Raw genomic sequence first — 17612 nt, forward strand, 5'->3', positions numbered from 1 at the left:
CGAGCTGTCGTGAGGACAACGCGAGCCACGGTAGGTGTCAAGGTGCGCGGCCTTCGAGCATCACACCGCCGCATCCGCCGCGACCTATTCTTCATCCTCGCGCACCTGGGCCACGATTGCGTCGAGCGTCGGGCGCTCGCGAGGAGTCGCGAGGCGCGCGGGTCTATTCTCCGCGCGAACGGCGGCGAAGCGGTTCGAACCGAACACGGCGAGCGTGACGTCGAGGTACGTCTCGAAGGACATGAAATCGGAGCTGTCGAGATCGGCGCCGTGATCGGTGGACACGAGGACCACGGGGTCGGGGCCGATGATCATGTCGGCATGGTTGAACTTGCTGAAGTTGTCGATCGTGATGGCTTTCAGCGGGCGCTCGGGATCGAGCTCGCGGCCGAAGAAGAGCTCTTCTTGTCTGTACGAGAGCTCGTTCACGTGGAAATTCATCTGCCAGTCGGGCGCGAATGCGACGTTGATGGGGACCAGGTTGATGCACCCCGGAGGCGCGCCGTAATCGGGGGAATCGTACGGATCGGTCCGGGTATACGTGCCACCGCGGAGGCCCCATTCCAGAAAAACGCCGTCGTGCGCCGCGTAAAACTCCAGAATGGAGTCCGGCAGCTTCATGCCGGCGGCTCGCTCCGCGCGCGAGAGTGCGGCGCCTGCGGCCGGGGAGCCGAGACGGAAGTCGAGGACCTCGACGTCCGGATGCGCGCGCAGCGCTTCGACCATGGCTTCCAGTCGTTCACGAAATGAGGCGGCCATGGGGGCGGATCAAACGTCGCTGCGCGCCGCGCTGTCAAGCGCCGCGCGATGGACCTTGCGCGTGTGGCTGCCGTGCGCTACCACGCTCGGGCTCACGATCCTATCCGGCGAGCATGCGCGGGCAGAGCCCCGCGTGCTTGCGTCCGAACGAAGGCGACCGGGAAGGCGTGGCGGAGCGCACCGTGACGAGTGTCGCCCCGCGGTGGAGCGGCCAGACGGGTCGTTTCACGCTCTTCCCGAACCCTGGCGGCTCGGCGGGAAGGGGCCAGCGACAAGCACACCCTTCACGGGTTCGGGCCGCGAGAGAGCATTTTCATCGTGTCTTTTTCCGTTCCCGGGCGGCCCACGGCGGCCCCCGTCGAGGCGCCGCGTGCCGAGGGCAGCGCGCCGATCGCTTCCGTTTCCATGGTATCCGAGGCTCCCGGCGCCGCATTCGCCGCGCTCGGCCTCGCGGCGCCGCTCGTGCGCGCCCTCGTGAAAGAGGGCTACGAGCGCCCGACGCCCATTCAATCGCAATCCATCCCCGAGGCGCTCTCCGGCCGTGATTTGCTCGGCTGCGCGCAGACCGGCACCGGCAAGACGGCGGCGTTCGTCCTGCCAATCCTCCAGCGCCTCTCGAAGACCCCGCGCCACGGCGGCATTCGCGCGCTCGTCCTCACGCCGACGCGCGAGCTCGCCGCGCAGATCGGCGAGCGCGTCACGGCGTACGGGCGGCACCTCGGTCTCCGCCACACCGTCATTTACGGCGGCGTCGGGCAGCGGCCGCAGGAGGAGAACCTCGCGAAGGGCCCCGATTTGCTCGTCGCCACGCCGGGCCGGCTGCTCGACCTGATGCAGCAGGGGTTCGCGCGTCTCGATCGCGTGGAGGTGTTCGTCCTCGACGAGGCCGATCGGATGCTCGACATGGGCTTCATCCACGACGTGCGGCGCGTCGTCGCCGCGCTGCCCAAGCAAAGGCAGACGCTCTTCTTCTCGGCGACGATGCCGCGCGAGATCGCCGCGCTCGCCGATAACATCCTGGTCGATCCGGCGCGCGTCTCGGTCACGCCCGCGCGCGCGGCGGCCGACACGGTCGCGCAGTCGATCTTCTTCGTCGAGAAGGCCGATAAGCGCGCGCTGCTCGAGCGGCTCCTGCGTACGTCGAGCGTCGAGCGCGCGCTCGTCTTCACCCGCACGAAGCACGGGGCCAACCGTATCTCCGAGCAGCTCGTGCGCGCCGGCATCGACGCGCTCGCCATTCACGGCAACAAGTCGCAGGGCGCCCGCGAGCGCGCCCTCGATCGGTTCCGCCGCGGCGTAACGCCCGTGCTCGTCGCGACGGACATCGCCGCGCGCGGCATCGACGTCGAGGGCGTCTCGCACGTCATCAATTACGACCTGCCGAACGTGCCCGAGAGCTACGTGCACCGGATTGGCCGCACGGGGCGCGCGGGCGCGACGGGCAGCGCCATTTCGTTCTGCGACCGCGAAGAGCGCGCGCTGCTCTCGGACATCGAAAAGCTGCTCCGCCGCCGCATTCCCGTGGCCGAGGGACAGACGCCTCCCGCCGAGGAGACGCCCGCCCCGCGTCCCGAGCCGCGCCGCGCCTTCGCGCCCGAGCAGCAGCGCCCCCGGGGCCCGCGCCCGCCCCGTCCTCCGCGCGGCCGTCGGAGCTGAGTTCCGACGATTGAGCACGGGCCGCTCGCACGCTATGTTGCGGGCATGGCCCGTGCTCCGACCAGGCGCCACTTCCTCCTTGCCGCGGGGGCTGCCATCCCCGCGGCGACGTTTGCCTTGCTCTCGCGTGAATCCGACGCGCCTTCGCCGCTCGCCGCGGGGGGCGGGCTCGATCCCGACGCGCGCCCCGTGCGGCGAATCGTACAGGCGCAGCCCACGCGCGACGGCGCTGGCGTGCGCCTCTCGCGCGCGCTCGGGGGCCAGGCCCTCCCCGATCTCGACCCGTTCCTCCTCCTCGACGAGTTCCACACCGACCGCGCCGACGATTACATCGCGGGATTCCCCGATCATCCGCACCGTGGGTTCGAGACCGTCACGTACATGATCCACGGCGCCATGGAGCACCGGGACAGCGTGGGGAATCGGGGGCGGCTCAGCCCGGGCAGCGCGCAATGGATGACCGCGGGGCGCGGGATCGTGCATTCCGAGATGCCCAAGCAGGAGCAGGGGCTCATGTGGGGCTTCCAGCTCTGGGTGAACCTCCCGGCCGCGCGGAAGATGGTGAAGCCGCGGTATCAGGACATCGAGCCTTCGGCGATTCCGGAGATCGATATCGCGGACGCTCGGGTGCGGGTGGTCGCGGGGGAGGTGGGAGGGCGGCGCGGGCCCGTGGACGGCGTCGTCGTCGCGCCGAGCTTGCTCGACGTCACGCTGGCGGCGGGCGCGAGCTTTCGGCATGCGCTCGCTCCGGAGCACAATGCATTCATCTACGTCATCGACGGCGCTGCGCGGATCGGGCCCGAAGGCACGCCCGTCGCGCGGGGAGAGCTCGCCGTGCTCGGCGCGGGTCGATCGGCCGTCTCGACAAGCGCCACGGGGGCGCGCCTCCTGCTTCTCGCGGGGCAGCCCATCGGGGAGCCCATTGCGCGCCGCGGGCCTTTCGTGATGAATACGGCCGAGGAAATCCGACAGGCGTTCGAGGATTATCGCTCGGGGCGCCTCGTGGGCGGCTGACGCATCGCGCGCGTTTTACCGCATCTCGACCTCGATCGACATGGGTTTGCCCCCGCGTACGATCCGCACGTCGAGCCGATCGGCGGCGCGCAGGCGCGTGAACGCCTCCATCATCTTCGTGAGATCACCCGTCTCGAATCCATTGATGCTATCGAGCCGATCCCCATTTTGAAGCCCGAGCATGCTGGGCAACGAACCGGGCCGGACTCCGCTGACTCGCATGCCCACGACCCGGTCGCCCTCGCGCGCCGGCACCAGGCGCGCCGCGCCGAGGAGGTCCGGACGTTCGAGGATCGTGTCGATGACCGAGCGCTCGACGACGTAATGGTTGTCCGCGTCCTTGCGAATCCGATCGGCGATCTCGGGCGGTACACGCGAGGCGGGCTTCGCGGGCGCGTCGCCGCGCTCCTTCTGCGCCGCGGGGCTCTCGCGCCGCTCGTGCAAGGGGAGCTGACAGCGCGCCGCACCTTGCCGGAGCCATACCCGATCCCAGGTCATCGCGTGCACCGTCCGCCCGCCGATGTCGTCGCCGAGCCGCCGCAGCGCCGGCTTGCCGTCCGGCCCTGCAATGGCCGCGAACGACCAAAGCGCGTCGTCCGCCTCCGTGATGAGCAGGACCTTCGCGGCGTCGCAGATCGGATCGGTATAAGGATCGCCGAGCGGTCCGGCGGGCTCCGGGTCCCCATCGTCCGGCGGGCCATGGCGCGCGAGGGGGCCGGTGATCGAATCGAAGGGATTGCGCCCGAGAATGGCCTCGCCATCTTTCTCGTCCTGCACCGCGGCGAGCGCGTTCCGCATCTTCCTGGGCGGCTGCGGCGAGACCGGCTCGAATGGCGGACCCGAGAGGCTCGACGAGACGAGCCGTCCGAGCCCGGCCGCCTGGAAATAGGCGGCGAGACCCACGAGCAGAACCAGGACCGCGGGGAACCATCGTTTCAAGCGCGCGTCGAATCCCATGAAAACGGGAACAAGCGAGCGTCGTGCCAGCTTGAAGGCGCGGAAGATCCCCGCGAAAACTGCGCGGTACCCATCCGGACGGGCGACAAAATGGCCGGCGCGCTGCGGTTCAGCGCTGTACTTCTGTCAGCTTGGCACGGGCGGCGTGGGTATCGAGGAAACGCGAGACCTCGGCGAGCACCTCGGGCGAGATGTCGCGCCCGATGTCATCCGGCTTGATTCGCGTGGCGTCCGGCTGGGTGATGCAGTTCAGGGCGTGCGTGACACAATCGAGCACGCGCACCCGATGCGGGGCGCGCGACGAGCCGTCGAGCCACTTCGCCCAGCTCTCGATCTCCGAGGGCGCGACGTTGTAATCGTAGCTCCCGCCGAGCACGAGCAGCGGCCTGTCGAGCTTTCGGGCGAGGTCGGGCGCCCGCCGCGCGAGCTCGATCCACGATTCCCACAGGCCCGGCGGCTGCCCGAGGATCGGCGCGCCGAGGTGCGTGCCCCGCTCGATCTGCCGGAGCGCCTGCGCGGCGGCGAGCAATTCGCGACTTTCCGCGTCGGCGCGCTCCGGCTGCCCGGCCATGGTGAAAGACCAGCGCACGCGCTCGCTTTGCTGCTCCAGCACGACGGTCATCGTGTGAAAGGGCGGCGCGAGCATGACCCCTCCGCGCACGCGCGGCCTGTCCGAGAGCAGCACGGGCACGAGCTCTCCGCCCTCGCTGTGCCCCGCGAAAAAGAGGCGATCGGGATCGATCTCGGGGCGCTCCGCCACCGCGTCGAGCGCGGCCTCGGCGTCGAGCACGTATTCGGTCGTGGCGAACTCCACTTCGAGGAGGGTATACGGCACGGAAGAAAAGCCACCGTCGGCGCAGTCGTTGAACGCGCCGCACGTTCGTTTGTCGTACCGATACACAGCGTAACCACGGTCGGCGAGCGCGTCGGCGAGGCGCTGGTAGACGGGGATCTGGAAGCCGAAGCCGAGCCCGATCTGTCCACGCATCACGCCGTCGCGCGACATGGGCCCGCTTCCGTGCACGATGACCACGGCCGGCACGCGCTCGCCCTCCTCGCGCGCGGGCAGCGTGAGCGTCCCTTCGAGGCGCCAGAGGCCACGATCGAAGGAGACGGCGACTTCTTCTTTCGGCAGCCGCGGCCGGGCGGGCGCTGCGACGTCTTGCGCGGGCGCGGCCTTGGGGACGACGTTCGCGCGCGGGGCCGCGGGCGGCGCCGAGCCGCAGGCGCCGAGGAGGAACACGGCGAGCGGCAGCGAGGCGAGACGCATGGGTACCCGAAAGACAGCCGAGCCGCGCACGCCTTGGATGGTGACACCCTCGGGCGCGGGGTTCAATCCCGCATCGTGGCGAGCGCGGCCGTGAGGGCCTGGATCTTCTCCTCGTCGGACTTGTCGAGCGGCAGGGCGATATCCGGGGCGATGCCCTCGACCTCGTTCGTTCCGTCGGCGAGGAAGCGCGCGCAGTTCGGCATTCGCACCTCGAAGCCGATTTCGCGCAGCTCGAATCGTCCACCGTCATTCACGTATCCGCATCCCGCGCCTGCCGTGCGGGCGCCGAGGATCGTGGCGGCCTGGTTGTCCTTGAGCCAGGCGACGAAATCCTCGGAGGCCGAGGCCGTGCCGCGATCCGCGAGGACGAGCAGCGGCCCTTTCCACACACCCTTGCCTTCGAGCGTCGCCGTCCCGGGCGGGTCGCCGAAGATCGAGCAGACCTTTTCGCCCTTCCAGATCGGCGTGCGATCGCAGGTCGGCGCGATGATGCGGGCCTCGCTTCGCCGCAGGGTCTTTCCCGTGAACAGGGGGACGGCCTCCGAGACCCACTCGGTTCCGCCGCCATTGCCAGTGAGATCGACGAGGAGCCGTTGAGCGCCGCGATCCCGCAGCGCTCCGATCGCCGCCTGCAAGGCATCCTGGAGTTTTGCCCGGACCGCGAGGCGTAATGCCGTGTCATCCATTCCAGCGGCGAAGACTTGCTCACACATGGTGAGATACTTGTTTTCCCCGAACTGGGCGATACGAATCACACCGAGCTCGCCCGCCACGCCGGCGGGGAACGGCGCTTCGCGCACCGCCGTGAAGCCGGGCATTTTCTTGAATGGAAATCGGTAATCGACGGCGCGCGCCTCGTATCCCGCCGCCGCGCAGGTCGCGACGGGCGCGGAGGGCGCCTCGGGCGGCGGGGCGTTCGGCGAAGGGGGAGCGCTCGGGCGGGTGGCGCCTTTTGTCAGCTTGAAATGGGGATCCTGAAACGTGCGAACGAAGCGGCGGAGCGCGAGGAAGGCCTGCACCCGCGAGAACGCGCTGCCGAGCGAGGCGCGCGTATCGCGGTCGAGCATCGCGAGATCGACCCCGCGATGCTCGACCATCCAGTCGAGGTTCGCGTACTCCTTTGCCATCGCGGCCTCGAGCGCCTCGAAATCGCGTACCCACGCGCCGCGGTCGAAGGTGACCACATCCCAGCCGAGGAGCCCGAGCACGATCGACAGCAATCCGATCCCGATCCAGCGGAAGACCCTCCGCACCGTCTTTCGGCTCGCCTTCGGCGGCGAGGCGCTCCCGCTTTGCGTATCGCTCATGTGCGGGCGATGTTTACCGCATCCCGGCCGGGGATGCACCTTCCGAACACGCGCCGACGCGTGATATACCTCTTTCCATGAAGCTCAGCACGCTGCGTATCGCCGAGCCATGCCACGAGGACTGGCAAGCGATGACGGGCGACGAACGCGCGCGCCGGTGCGAGCGCTGCGATTTGCAGGTCACGAATCTCTCCGAGCTCACACGCGCCGACGCCGAGCGCCTCTTGTCCACGCGTACGCGCGAGGGCCGGCTTTGCGTGCGTTATACGCACGATGGGCAGGGAAACGTGGTCACGCGGACCGCCCAGCAGGAGAGAATGGTCTCGGTGCTCTGGATGCTCGCCCAGCGAAGGCAGGCGGCGGGGGAAACATGAGCCTCACGCGTGAAGAGGTCATCACGTACCTCGAAAGCCTCACGGCCGAGGAGCTCGGAGAGCTGGCGGACGAGCTCGTACGGCGCCTCGGGCTCCAGCCGTTCGCCGCGCCTCCGCGGTACGAGTTCACCATGGGCGCGCCGCCGCCGGATCCTTACGAGGAGATCACGGAGTTTTCCGTCGTCTTGAAGGACATCGGAAAGGACAAGGTCGCCGTCGTGAAGGCCGTGCGGGCGCTCTGGGAAATGCCCTTGAAAGAAGCGAAAGAGCTCGTGGAATCGGCACCGGTCGTGGTTCGCCGGTGGCTCACGCGCGACGAGGCGAGAGGTATCGTCGATGCCCTCACCGCCGCGGGCGCAAACGCCGAAGTGCGAAACAGATCCTGAGGTTATTTTTTCGCGGGTTTCTTGCGCGTCTTCGCGGGGGCTTCTCGCGCGCCGAGGCCGCCGAGGAGGAGGGACCAGACGCCCTCGAACGCAGCATCGATGCCCGGGTCGGACCATTCCGACGCATGGCTCGGTTTGTGGAACTTCGTCGTCGCGTGGAACACGGCCCAGCCCGCGGCGACCGGATCCTCGATCGTGAACGCGCCCTGCTCCACGCCGTCGGCGAGGATCTGTGCGATTTGTGAGGCGAGCGTCTCGACATGCACGCGGACCACGTCCCGCGCGTCGGCGACGAGCTCCCTGTACGTGGCGAAGAGCTCGGGATCGTCGCGCGCCTTTTTTCGCTTGAGCTCGATGAGCAGGTCGAGCCAGCGCCGCAGGCGCTCGGGAGCGGGGCCCTTCTCGGCCGCGACCTCCGCGAGCGGCTTCGACACGCGGGCGAGCCAGCGCTCCGCCACGGCGTCTCGTAATGCCGTCTTGCTCGGGAAATGCCGATACACGCTGCCATGACTGACGCCGAGCGCGCGGGCCACGTCGACGACCGTGGCCTTGGCGGGCCCGAAGCGGCGGAGGACCTCCTCGGCCGCTTCGAGGATACGTTCGGCGGTGAGCGCTTCTTCGACCACGTCAATGCGCCTTGCGTTCGCTGTCGAGGTGCGCCATCTGGGCCGCGGCATAACGCTCGCCCGCGGCCGCGCCCGCCGGTACGGCGCGCTCGATCCGCGCGAGGTCCTCGGGCCCGAGGTCGATCGAGAGCGCGCTGAGCGCCTCGGCGAGCCGGTCGCGTCGCCGCGCGCCGACGAGCGGGATGATGTCGCTGCCGCGCGAGAGCACCCACGCAATGGCGATCGGCGCGACGGTCGTGCCCTTTTCCTCGGCGATCGCGCGGAGCGCGTCGACGAGCGCGAGGTTCTTGTCGAGGTTCTCCGGCGCGAACCGCGGGCTGTATTGGCGGAAATCGGTGGGCGCCATCGCGCGCTCCTTCGACCAGTGCCCGCTGATGAGGCCGCGGGAGAGCACGCCGTACGCGGTGATCGCAATGCCGAGCTCGCGCGCCGTGGGGAGGATCGCGGCCTCGATGCTGCGCGTGATCAACGAATACTCGATCTGCAGGTCGCAGATGGGGTGCGTCGCGTGGGCGCGGCGCATCGTGTCCGCGCCCGCCTCGGAAAGCCCGATGTGGCGGACGTAGCCGGCCTTGACCATGTCGGCGATGGCGCCGACCGTGTCCTCGATCGGCACGTTCGGATCGACGCGGGCGAGGCGGTAGACGTCGACGTGATCGGTGCCGAGGCGGCGCAGCGTGTAGGCGAGGAAGGTCTTCACCGCGGCGGGGCGGCCGTCGACGCCGACCCAGTTGCCGCCCGGATCGCGCATCGCGCCGAATTTGACGCTGATCCGCACCTTGTCACGGGCCCGCCCCTCGAGCGCCTCGCGGATGAGCAGCTCGTTGTGGCCCATGCCGTAGAAATCGCCCGTATCGAGCAGGTCGATCCCTGCGTCGAGCGCGGCGTGAATGGTGGCAATGCTCTCGGCCCTGTCGGACGGGCCGTAGAGATCGGACATACCCATGCACCCGAGACCCAAGGCCGACACCTGGGGCCCCTTCGAGCCGAGCGAACGCGTGATCATGATGGACTCCTGTCGCGAGCCTGAACGAGCAGGAGTATCAGCGATGCGATGACAAAAGTCAACATCTGTCAGTCCACATTTATCTCAGTCTCGGGATAAAAGTATGCCAGGATACATGGTGCTACTTCGGAGATTCGAGCGGCGCGCAGGTGGAGACGCCCGCGCCGACGACCCGGAAGCCGATGTTCGACTTCTGGTTCACGGTGGTCCCGTCCTTGGGGCGATATCGGTCGACGCGCGAGGCCACCCCCGGACACGTGAACAAGTAGAAATCACCTCCCCAGAACGCGAAGGCCCAGGCCGTGCCGATGTCGAGCGTCGGCTGCGGCGACTGGGAAATGACGTGGGAGGTCTTCGGGTCGAGCTCCGCGACGATCGGCGGGGATGTCGTGAAAAACCCCCAGAGGCGCCCGTCGCCCGTGCCCGAGAGTTCGGCCGAGTCGAAAATCGCGTCGTAAAACCCGAGCGTCTCGAGCTCCATCGTGTCGAGATCGATTCGCCCGAGCCCGCTGCCGCCGAGATCCGCCACGTAGAGCGCCTCCTTCGTGACGTCCGGCCCGTCGGTCGAAAAACCCATTCCGAATCGCCCGAACGCCCCGGTCTTCGGCGCGAACGAAGTGCTCTCGCACGAAGCGTCCTCCGTGCTCACGCGAAACAGGTGACCGTCGTCGTAAAGCACGTACGCCGTCGCGTCGCGATCGATGGCCATCGAGAACGGCGACGCGCCTTGCGTGGCCGGGCACGAGAGCAAGCCGATCTTGTTGAACGTGAGCGTCGGCGGCGAGAAGCTGTAGAGCACGTTGTCCTGCCCGAGGAGATAGACGAGCTTCGCCCGCTCGTTACAATCCTTGCCTCCATCGATCCCCATTCCGCCGTCGAAGAGCGGGCCGCCGCCCGCGCCGCCGGCTCCCCCCGCGCCGCCCGCGCCGCCGCCGGCTCCATTCGGTGTGGTCCCGGAGGCCGAGCACCCCAGTGCGCAAGCGAGGAGCGCGGCTCCGGTCGTCGAGACGAACTTCTTTCCCAAGATCCTTTGCATGATTTGCTCCTCCCTCAAGGCGCCTGGTTGATGAGCACCTTCACGTCCCGATCCACCGCGCTCGTCGTGGCCAGGTCGGGCTTGCCATCCTGATTGAAATCACCCACCACGAGCCCGTGCGGCGCCATGCCCGGCTGGAGCTTCACGGGCGCTTCGAGCGACCCGTCGCCCTTGCCGAGGAAAAGCGCGATCTCGGAGAAATCCGTATTCGTCACGGCCACGTCGAGCTTGCCGTCGCCGTCGAAATCAGCGAGCCCGAGGCCCGTGGGATTCTTGCCCGAAACATGATGCGTGGGCGCGGCGAACGTCCCGTCGCCCTTGCCGAGGAGGACACTCACATCGAGGCTCTGGCGATTCGAGACCACGAGGTCCGGCTGACCATTGCCGTCGAGGTCCCCCACGGCCACGTCGACCGGCACTTCGCCGGCCGTCACCGCGGCCATGGCCCCGAACGTCCCGTCGCCCTTGCCGAGCATCACGCCGATCTCCACCTGATTCGCAATCGCGAGGTCGAGCGCGCCATCCCCATTGAAATCCGCCGCGGCCGCGGCGAGCGTCGTGCCCGTCCCGTATTCGACCGCATCTGCGAACGTCCCATCGCCCTTGTTCAGGAGGACGCGTATCCCGGTGCCCGCCTGGTTCGGCACGGCGAGGTCCATGTCCCCATCCGCATCGAAGTCCCGCGCGAGCGGGCGTTGCGGGCCGCCGGGCACCGAATGAAGCGGCGCTTGCTCCCAGGGCTCGAAGGTCCCGTCGCCGAGGCTCCGCATCACCATCACGTGCCCCATGCCATCGAGCCGCGCCGCCGCCACGTCGGCCTTCTCGTCGCCATCGAAATCCGCGAGCGTGAATGCATTGAGCTGAAACATCCCCGCGCCGCTCACCACGCGTGGCGTGAACGTCCCATCCCCCGCGCCGCGCAGCGCGCTCACCGTGAAACCGAGCGACATGAGGCCCATGCCGTCCAGCGTGACCAGATCCAGGTGGCCGTCGTCATCCACGTCGCCCCCGGCAATGGCCGAGGGCATATGATCCCCCTCGGTCGTCAAATACGACGCGGGAGGGGCAAACAAGCCTGGCGCGCCCCCTGCGCCCCCTGTGCCGCCCCCACCGCCGCTGCCCCCTGCGCCGCCCGCGCCGCCGTTGCCCCCTGCGCCGCCGCTGCCGTCCGTACCGCCGGTCCCGGTGGGCGTGTTCGAACCGCCGTCCGCGCAGCCCATCACCAGGGCCGCCGCCATGAATACAATCGGGGTCCAAGCCAATCGAAGCACGTGTCCTCCTCCGCCCGGCGACGACGAAGAAGGAAGGTCGCCCGCGTGTCGCCGCGCAGGCCGCCGCCGAGCGAGCACGGATTCTACAACATTCCCGCCGCATGGACATCCGTTGGGCACGAACTCGGTTGTGTGAACGTCCATACGAACGTGTCCGCGGCGCGCCCAGGTCGAACGTCATTCCTTTCATAATTTCGATGTGCTCACGATTTCGACGAAGCGAACATGCCCGGCGGCTGATTCCGTGTCATGTCGAGCCCGTAATCAGGGAGGACACGATGGCGCAGAGCAAGACCGCTCCGATCGACGAGCAAGCCAAAATTCGCGACCTGGAACCGGAACGGAAGGATTCGACCGGTACGTACCTGACGACCGACCAGGGGATCCGCGTCGACGACACCGACAATTCGCTCAAGGTCTCCGCCCGCGGGCCCACGCTCCTCGAGGACTTCCATTTCCGCGAGAAGATCACGCGATTCGATCACGAGCGAATCCCCGAGCGCGTGGTCCACGCCCGCGGCTCGGGCGCGCACGGATATTTTCAGGTCTACGCGTCCCTGAAAGACCTCACCCGCGCGCGCTTCCTCCAGGACCCTGCCGTGAAGACGCCGGTCTTCGTGCGTTTCTCCACGGTCGTCGGCTCGCGCGGCTCCGCGGATACGGTCCGCGACGTGCGCGGATTCGCGGTCAAGTTCTACACCGAAGAGGGTAATTTCGACCTGGTCGGCAACAACATCCCGGTCTTCTTCATCCAGGATGGAATCAAGTTCCCGGACGTGGTCCATGCCGTCAAACCCGAGCCGGATCGCGAGATCCCTCAGGCCGCGTCCGCGCACGACACGTTCTGGGATTTCGCTTCGCTCGTCCCCGAGACCACGCACATGCTGATGTGGATCCTCTCGGACCGCGCCATTCCGCGCAGCTTCCGCATGATGGAGGGCTTCGGCGTCCACACGTTCCGGCTCGTCAACGAGGAAGGCAAGTCGCGCTTCGTCAAATTCCACTGGAAGCCGCTCCTCGGCGTGCATTCGCTCGTCTGGGACGAGGCCCAGAAGATCGCCGGCAAAGAACCGGACTTCCACCGGCGTGACCTCTGGGAGGCCATCGAGAAGGGCGCCTATGCCGAGTACGAGCTCTGCCTGCAGGTCATCGAGGAGGACGAGGCAGACAGCTTCGATTTCGATCTGCTCGATCCGACGAAGATCGTCCCCGAGGAGCTCGTGCCCGTGCGGCGCGTGGGCAAGCTCGTCTTGAACAGGAACCCCGACAACTTCTTCGCCGAGACGGAGCAGGTCGCGTTTTGCGTGCAGAACGTCGTGCCCGGCATCGATTTCACGGACGATCCGCTCATGCACGCGCGTCTCTTCTCCTACCTCGACACGCAGCTCACGCGGCTCGGCGGACCGAATTTCGCGCAGATCCCGATCAACCGGCCCGTCGCGCGCGTCGACAACCACCAGACGGACGGCTTCCATCAGCACCGCATCCCGACGGGGCGCGCGCATTACACGCCGAACTCGCTCGGCGGCGGCTGCCCGATGGTCGCGGGCCCCGGTGCGCGCGCGTTCACGCATTACCCGGAAAAACTCACCGGCGTGAAGCTGCGCGCGCGGAGCGAGAGCTTCGGGGACCATTTCACCCAGGCGACGTTGTTCTGGAACAGCATGTCGACGCCCGAGAAGGAGCACCTCGTGAAGGCGGCGGTCTTCGAGCTCGGAAAATGCGAGAGCAAGGACATCCGAAAGCGGATGGTCGAGCGATTCACGCGCGTCGACGCCGGCTTCGGACAGGCCGTCGCCGCGGGGCTCGGGCTCGCGGCGCATGCGGGCGTGGGCGCGACCGTGAAGAAGGCCGCGCAGGCGGTGGCGCAGAAGCTCACGACGAAGCGCACGGTGGACGCGTCGCCCGCGCTCAGCATGGAGAACACCGTGAAGAATTCGATTCGCACGCGCCGGATCGCCATCCTCGCGGAGAAGGGGGTGAGCCTCGCGGAGCTCTCGGCGGTGCGCAATGCGCTCGTCGCCGAGGGCGCCGAGGTGCACGTCATCTCGTCGCGGCTCGGCACGATCGAGGCCGCGGAGGGCGGCGACGTCGAGGTGGATCAGGCGAGCATCCACGTCGGATCCATTCTGTACGACGCGGTCTTCGTGCCCGGGGGAGCGGCGAGCGTCGAGGCCATGAAGAAGCTCGGGGACCCGATCCATTTCGTCAACGAGGCGTTCCGGCACAACAAACCCATCGGCGCGACGAGCGAGGGCGTCGAGCTGCTCCTCGCCTCGAACATCAAGGGCGTGACCCTGGCGAGCGCGCAGGCGTCGGGACAAACCTTCCAGGCCGAGGGTGTGGTGACCGTGCGCGGCGCGAGCGACCTCACGGCCTTCCTCCAGGACTTCGTGAAGGCCATCGCGCAGCACAGGCACTGGAACCGCGCCGAGAAGGAGGCCGTGCCGGCCTGAAGTCCGGGCCGCCGAAACCGCGGCGTTTCGTGCGAACTCGTCCGGTTTTTCGGTTCTTGGCGCGCGCCTGTGGCAGGATGCCGCCTCCCGGCGCGCGCGCCGACAAAGGACGGAGACGGAGATGAAGAGAGTCGCGGTTGCCATCGTGATGATGGGTGGGATGCTGCTCGCCGCCGCTTGCAGCAAAGAGGAGAAGTCCGAGGCCAAGCCGACGGAGGCCTCGGGCGCGGCGGCGCCGGCGGCGGAATCGATTGGCGTCCCGGAGTGTGACGCGTACTTCAAGAAGGTCGCCGAATGCATGGGCAAGAAGCCCGAGCTCAAGCCCATGCTCGAGCCGGCGATGAAGCAGAGCGCCCAGGCCTGGAAGCCGCTCGCGGCGAACCCGGCCACGCGCGACGGGCTCATCAAGGGCTGCAACGCAGCCGTCGAGCAGCTCCAGAAGCAGTGTAACTGAAGGACGAACCCGGGCGCCGGCGTCCGCGCCGGCGCTCGGCTCACGCGGCCTGATTCAGCATTCGCCTGCCGCCGTGGGGCGAAAGCGCGAGAGATGTTTGTCGAGGACATCCATGGCTGCGCGTGTCGACAGGTGGCCGATGAGGACGTGGGTGGTCAACCCGTCCGCGAGGGCGAGCAGGGCGCGAGCCTCGATCCTGGGGTTCATGCCCTCGATACCCAGTTCGCCGAGGAGGCGCTCGAGCAGTCCGTGGAGATCGGCATAACTCTCCCGGATGACCTCGGCCAATCGTGGCGTGACCGCGGCTTGTGACACGAACACGAGCCAGACGCCCGCCTCGGCTCGGTGCTTTGCGTCGAGGAGCGCCACCTCGGTCACGAGCTGGATCAGCCTCGCCCGAGGCGTTCGCGCGCGCGATGAGGCGAGCCTCTCTTTGGCACGGGCCGTCACCCGTTCACCCACGTACTGCAGGGCGAAGACGAGCATCTCGTCCCGCGTGGGAAAACATCGCTGCACCGCGCCCATCGAGACCCCCGCCCGCTCCGCGACGTCGCGCAAGGTGACGCCCTCCAGGCCGCGCTCGTGAGCGAGCGCGCAGACCGCGTCGGCGAGCATTCGCCGCCGGCTCTCGTGATCGACTTGCTTCGGCATGGCCGCTGGTTCTCTCCCGAAATTTTTCCGATGCATGCGCATCGGATCCGCGCTAAGCATACGATGCAAGCGCATCGGATCCAAGAACCTATCGGCGAGGACATCGTGCAAGGAACGTTCTTCCGCTCGAGCGCGCTCGAGCTTTCGGCTGCCGTGAGGCGCGGCGAAGTCAGCGCCGCCGAGATCGTGGAGAGTCACCTGCTTCGGATCGCCGAGGTGAACCCGACGATCAATGCCATCACCCAGCTCCTCGGCGATCGGGCGCGTGAGCAAGCCGCAGAGCTCGACCGGCGGCGCGCGGCAGGCGAAGCATTGGGACCCCTCGCCGGTGTCCCGTTCACGGTGAAGGACAACATCGCCATCGGAGGCGTGGCGACGACCCACGGCATCGCTCGTTTCCGTGAGCTCGTGGCGGCCGTCGACGCGCCTCCCGTCGCGCGCCTGCGAGCTGCCGGCGCCATTCCCATTGCGCACACGAACCTGCCGGACCTGACGATCGGCGGCATGCATCCGCGCAGCGAGCTGTTCGGCGAGACGAGAAATCCGTGGGATCACGCCAGCACGCCGGGAGGAACGAGCGGCGGCGACGGGGCTGCCGTGGCCTCCGGCATGGCGCCGCTCGGGCTCGGGAACGATTCGGGCGGGTCGATCCGTATTCCGGCGGCTTTCTGCGGGGTGGCCGGCTTGAAGCCGACGTACGGACGATTCCCCACGGATCACCGCATCGGGCCGGACGACCCGACGCTGGCCTCGCAGCTCATTCCGGTCGACGGGCCCATTGCACGAACCATCCGGGATCTCCGCGCCGTGTACGAGGTCCTGGCGGGCCCCGATTCGCGTGATCCGCGCGCCGTCCCCGTGCCCCTCACCGGGCCTCCGCTCGCGGCTCTCCCGAGGGTCGCAATGGTGGCAGATCCCGGCGGAAAGGGGGTGCACAGCGACGTTCGCGCGGCGGTGGAGCGAGCGGCGGCCGCGCTGAAGGATGCGGGCTACCCCGTCGTCGAAGTGCAAGACGTGCCGCGGCTCGAGGACGCGCTCTCGGCCTATGGGCAGATGATCATGACGGAGTTCAGCCTGATCTGGCCGCGGTTGAAGACGATCCTTCCGGCGAGCAGCCTCCCCTACATCGAAATGTCCATGGAGAGGTCGAAGCCCGTCGATCTCGCCGGATACCTGCGACTCACCAGCGTGCGGCTCGGTATCCAGCGAGATTGGGCGCGGTTTTTCCTGGAATATCCCCTCGTGCTCGGACCGGTGTTCACCGAGCCGCCCGTCGCGCCCGGCCTCGAATCCAGCGGGCCGGAAGGACATGCGCGCGTGACGTCCGGCATGCGGCTCTGCACGGCCACGAGCTTCGTCGGGGTGCCTGCGGTCGCGGTCTCGGCGGGGCTCTTCGGTGGCATGCCCCAGGGCGTGCAGATCATCGGCGCGATGTATCGAGAGGACCTCTGTCTGGACGCGGCGCAGGCCATCGAGGAGCGGATCGGCCGACTCACCCCCATCGACCCTCGTTGAGCCCCGAGGACATCAAAGCGCGACGGCCATGGCCATCTCCGGCTCGCGCGTGAGGATCTCGCAGCCCTTCCGGGTCACCACCACCGTGTGCTCGAATTGCGCCGAGAGCGAGCCGTCCGCGGTGACCACGGTCCATTCGTCCTCGAGCAGCCGCACCTCCGCGCCCCCGAGGTTCACCATCGGCTCGATCGTGAAGACCATTCCCGCGCGCAGCCTGATCCCCGAGCCGCGCCGGCCGACGTGGCTCACGTGCGGCGCGGCGTGCATGGAGCGGCCGATCCCGTGCCCACCGTATTCGCGCACCACGGAGCATCCTTCTTTGCGCGCGAGCTCGTCGATTGCCGCGCCGATGTCGCCGAGCCGCGCGCCGTCGCGGACCTCTGCGATTCCCGCGTCGCGGCAGCGGCGCGCGACGTCGACGACGTGCCTCGCCTCCGGCGACGGGCGGCCAATGAAAAACGTCGCCGACGTGTCGCCGTGATATCCGCCGAGCTCCGTGGTCACGTCGACATTGACGATGTCCCCGTCGGCGAGGACCTCGCGGGCGGTGGGGATGCCGTGGCAAACCACGTTGTTGCGGCTCACGCATACCGAGGCGGGAAATCCGTGGTAGCCGAGCTGGCTCGGGCGTCCGCCGCGGCGCGCGGTGTCTTCGCGCACCCACTGATCGATCTGGTCGGCGCGCACGCCGGGGGCGAGGCGCGCGGCCACGGTCGCGAGGGTCGCGGCGGCCGCGCGGCCCGCGAGGCGCAGGGCTTCGACCGAACGGGGCGTATGAATCTCGATGGACGGCATGATGCGGGCGAGGATGCCGGCGTCCGCGGACGAGATCCAATACCGTTTGGATATGGCTCACGCGGGGCGCTTGGATCCC

17 protein-coding genes are annotated in these 17612 nt (G+C 68.3%); 7 read left to right on the forward strand and 10 right to left on the reverse strand.

Annotation, left to right across the window (positions count from 1 at the left end; translation table 11 throughout):
• Window positions 1-84: 84 nt before the first annotated feature.
• Window positions 85-726: an SMI1/KNR4 family protein gene (locus QHF83_RS00740; RefSeq protein WP_282415778.1), complete on the reverse strand. Its 642-nt coding sequence runs from the start codon at window positions 724-726 to the stop codon at window positions 85-87.
• A gap of 438 nt (window positions 727-1164) precedes the next feature.
• On the opposite strand from QHF83_RS00740, the gene QHF83_RS00745 reads away from it, so the two are divergent.
• Both QHF83_RS00745 and QHF83_RS00750 read left to right on the forward strand, forming a co-directional pair.
• Window positions 1165-2415 (forward strand): DEAD/DEAH box helicase, encoded by a 1251-nt coding sequence (locus QHF83_RS00745; RefSeq protein ID WP_348980415.1) that lies wholly within the window; start codon window positions 1165-1167, stop codon window positions 2413-2415.
• A 45-nt stretch (window positions 2416-2460) separates the two neighbouring features.
• Window positions 2461-3429 carry a pirin family protein gene (locus QHF83_RS00750; protein ID WP_282415780.1) on the forward strand — a complete coding sequence of 323 codons (969 nt, stop codon included), beginning with the start codon at window positions 2461-2463 and terminating at the stop codon, window positions 3427-3429.
• 15 nt (window positions 3430-3444) lie between these two features.
• Here QHF83_RS00750 and gspC read toward each other — a convergent pair whose 3' ends face one another.
• The 3 genes from gspC to QHF83_RS00765 all read right to left on the reverse strand — a co-directional run bounded on the left by gspC (window position 3445) and on the right by QHF83_RS00765 (window position 6963).
• Entirely contained in the window at window positions 3445-4368 is a 924-nt protein-coding gene (gspC, locus tag QHF83_RS00755; protein ID WP_282415781.1) for a type II secretion system protein GspC, read from the reverse strand.
• A gap of 127 nt (window positions 4369-4495) precedes the next feature.
• Window positions 4496-5656, reverse strand: coding sequence for an alpha/beta fold hydrolase (locus QHF83_RS00760; RefSeq protein WP_282415782.1), 1161 nt, complete (start codon window positions 5654-5656; stop codon window positions 4496-4498).
• 62 nt (window positions 5657-5718) lie between these two features.
• Window positions 5719-6963: a S41 family peptidase gene (locus QHF83_RS00765; protein WP_282415783.1), complete on the reverse strand. Its 1245-nt coding sequence runs from the start codon at window positions 6961-6963 to the stop codon at window positions 5719-5721.
• A 77-nt stretch (window positions 6964-7040) separates the two neighbouring features.
• Between QHF83_RS00765 and QHF83_RS00770 the strand changes: the two genes are divergently transcribed.
• Window positions 7041-7337: a hypothetical protein gene (locus QHF83_RS00770; RefSeq protein ID WP_282415784.1), complete on the forward strand. Its 297-nt coding sequence runs from the start codon at window positions 7041-7043 to the stop codon at window positions 7335-7337.
• A complete protein-coding gene (locus QHF83_RS00775) occupies window positions 7334-7723 on the forward strand; it encodes a 50S ribosomal protein L7/L12 (RefSeq protein WP_282415785.1) in 390 nt (129 codons plus the stop codon). The genes QHF83_RS00770 and QHF83_RS00775 overlap by 4 nt, the downstream gene beginning before the upstream one ends.
• Before the next feature lie 2 nt (window positions 7724-7725).
• Here the strand turns inward: QHF83_RS00775 and QHF83_RS00780 are convergent, their stop codons facing one another.
• The 4 genes from QHF83_RS00780 to QHF83_RS00795 all read right to left on the reverse strand — a co-directional run bounded on the left by QHF83_RS00780 (window position 7726) and on the right by QHF83_RS00795 (window position 11662).
• A complete protein-coding gene (locus tag QHF83_RS00780) occupies window positions 7726-8349 on the reverse strand; it encodes a TetR family transcriptional regulator (protein WP_282415786.1) in 624 nt (207 codons plus the stop codon).
• A gap of 1 nt (window position 8350) precedes the next feature.
• A complete protein-coding gene (locus tag QHF83_RS00785; protein ID WP_282415787.1) occupies window positions 8351-9355 on the reverse strand; it encodes an aldo/keto reductase in 1005 nt (334 codons plus the stop codon).
• Between the two features lie 121 nt (window positions 9356-9476).
• Window positions 9477-10391 carry a hypothetical protein gene (locus QHF83_RS00790; protein ID WP_282415788.1) on the reverse strand — a complete coding sequence of 305 codons (915 nt, stop codon included), beginning with the start codon at window positions 10389-10391 and terminating at the stop codon, window positions 9477-9479.
• A 14-nt stretch (window positions 10392-10405) separates the two neighbouring features.
• Complete coding sequence (locus QHF83_RS00795) at window positions 10406-11662, reverse strand: VCBS repeat-containing protein (protein WP_282415789.1); 1257 nt, start codon at window positions 11660-11662, stop codon at window positions 10406-10408.
• Between the two features lie 278 nt (window positions 11663-11940).
• Between QHF83_RS00795 and QHF83_RS00800 the strand changes: the two genes are divergently transcribed.
• Window positions 11941-14118, forward strand: a complete 2178-nt coding sequence (locus QHF83_RS00800) for a catalase (RefSeq protein ID WP_282415790.1) — start codon at window positions 11941-11943, stop codon at window positions 14116-14118.
• Between the two features lie 121 nt (window positions 14119-14239).
• Window positions 14240-14572 carry a hypothetical protein gene (locus QHF83_RS00805; protein ID WP_282415791.1) on the forward strand — a complete coding sequence of 111 codons (333 nt, stop codon included), beginning with the start codon at window positions 14240-14242 and terminating at the stop codon, window positions 14570-14572.
• Window positions 14573-14626: 54 nt separating this feature from the next.
• On the opposite strand, the gene QHF83_RS00810 is transcribed toward QHF83_RS00805, so the two are convergent.
• Window positions 14627-15223, reverse strand: a complete 597-nt coding sequence (locus QHF83_RS00810) for a TetR/AcrR family transcriptional regulator (RefSeq protein WP_282415792.1) — start codon at window positions 15221-15223, stop codon at window positions 14627-14629.
• Between the two features lie 105 nt (window positions 15224-15328).
• On the opposite strand from QHF83_RS00810, the gene QHF83_RS00815 reads away from it, so the two are divergent.
• A complete protein-coding gene (locus QHF83_RS00815) occupies window positions 15329-16738 on the forward strand; it encodes an amidase (protein ID WP_282415793.1) in 1410 nt (469 codons plus the stop codon).
• 12 nt (window positions 16739-16750) lie between these two features.
• On the opposite strand, the gene map is transcribed toward QHF83_RS00815, so the two are convergent.
• Window positions 16751-17533 carry a type I methionyl aminopeptidase gene (map, locus tag QHF83_RS00820; protein WP_282415794.1) on the reverse strand — a complete coding sequence of 261 codons (783 nt, stop codon included), beginning with the start codon at window positions 17531-17533 and terminating at the stop codon, window positions 16751-16753.
• Window positions 17534-17612 lie beyond the last annotated feature (79 nt).

Source organism: Polyangium sp. 15x6 (assembly GCF_029960785.1).
Lineage (GTDB): Bacteria > Myxococcota_A > Polyangia > Polyangiales > Polyangiaceae > Polyangium.

Excerpts from the sequence above, each read along its gene's own strand:
- QHF83_RS00790 (WP_282415788.1), bottom strand. The coding sequence starts at position 10,391 with ATGCAAAGGATCTTGGGAAAGAAGTTCGTCTCGACGACCGGAGCCGCG.
- QHF83_RS00810 (WP_282415792.1), bottom strand. The coding sequence starts at position 15,223 with ATGCCGAAGCAAGTCGATCACGAGAGCCGGCGGCGAATGCTCGCCGAC.
- QHF83_RS00775 (WP_282415785.1), top strand. The coding sequence starts at position 7,334 with ATGAGCCTCACGCGTGAAGAGGTCATCACGTACCTCGAAAGCCTCACG.
- map (WP_282415794.1), bottom strand. The coding sequence starts at position 17,533 with ATGCCGTCCATCGAGATTCATACGCCCCGTTCGGTCGAAGCCCTGCGC.
- QHF83_RS00740 (WP_282415778.1), bottom strand. The coding sequence starts at position 726 with ATGGTCGAAGCGCTGCGCGCGCATCCGGACGTCGAGGTCCTCGACTTC.
- QHF83_RS00800 (WP_282415790.1), top strand. The coding sequence starts at position 11,941 with ATGGCGCAGAGCAAGACCGCTCCGATCGACGAGCAAGCCAAAATTCGC.
- QHF83_RS00745 (WP_348980415.1), top strand. The coding sequence starts at position 1,165 with ATGGTATCCGAGGCTCCCGGCGCCGCATTCGCCGCGCTCGGCCTCGCG.
- QHF83_RS00770 (WP_282415784.1), top strand. The coding sequence starts at position 7,041 with ATGAAGCTCAGCACGCTGCGTATCGCCGAGCCATGCCACGAGGACTGG.
- QHF83_RS00750 (WP_282415780.1), top strand. The coding sequence starts at position 2,461 with ATGGCCCGTGCTCCGACCAGGCGCCACTTCCTCCTTGCCGCGGGGGCT.
- QHF83_RS00805 (WP_282415791.1), top strand. The coding sequence starts at position 14,240 with ATGAAGAGAGTCGCGGTTGCCATCGTGATGATGGGTGGGATGCTGCTC.
- QHF83_RS00760 (WP_282415782.1), bottom strand. The coding sequence starts at position 5,656 with ATGCGTCTCGCCTCGCTGCCGCTCGCCGTGTTCCTCCTCGGCGCCTGC.
- QHF83_RS00765 (WP_282415783.1), bottom strand. The coding sequence starts at position 6,963 with ATGAGCGATACGCAAAGCGGGAGCGCCTCGCCGCCGAAGGCGAGCCGA.
- QHF83_RS00785 (WP_282415787.1), bottom strand. The coding sequence starts at position 9,355 with ATGATCACGCGTTCGCTCGGCTCGAAGGGGCCCCAGGTGTCGGCCTTG.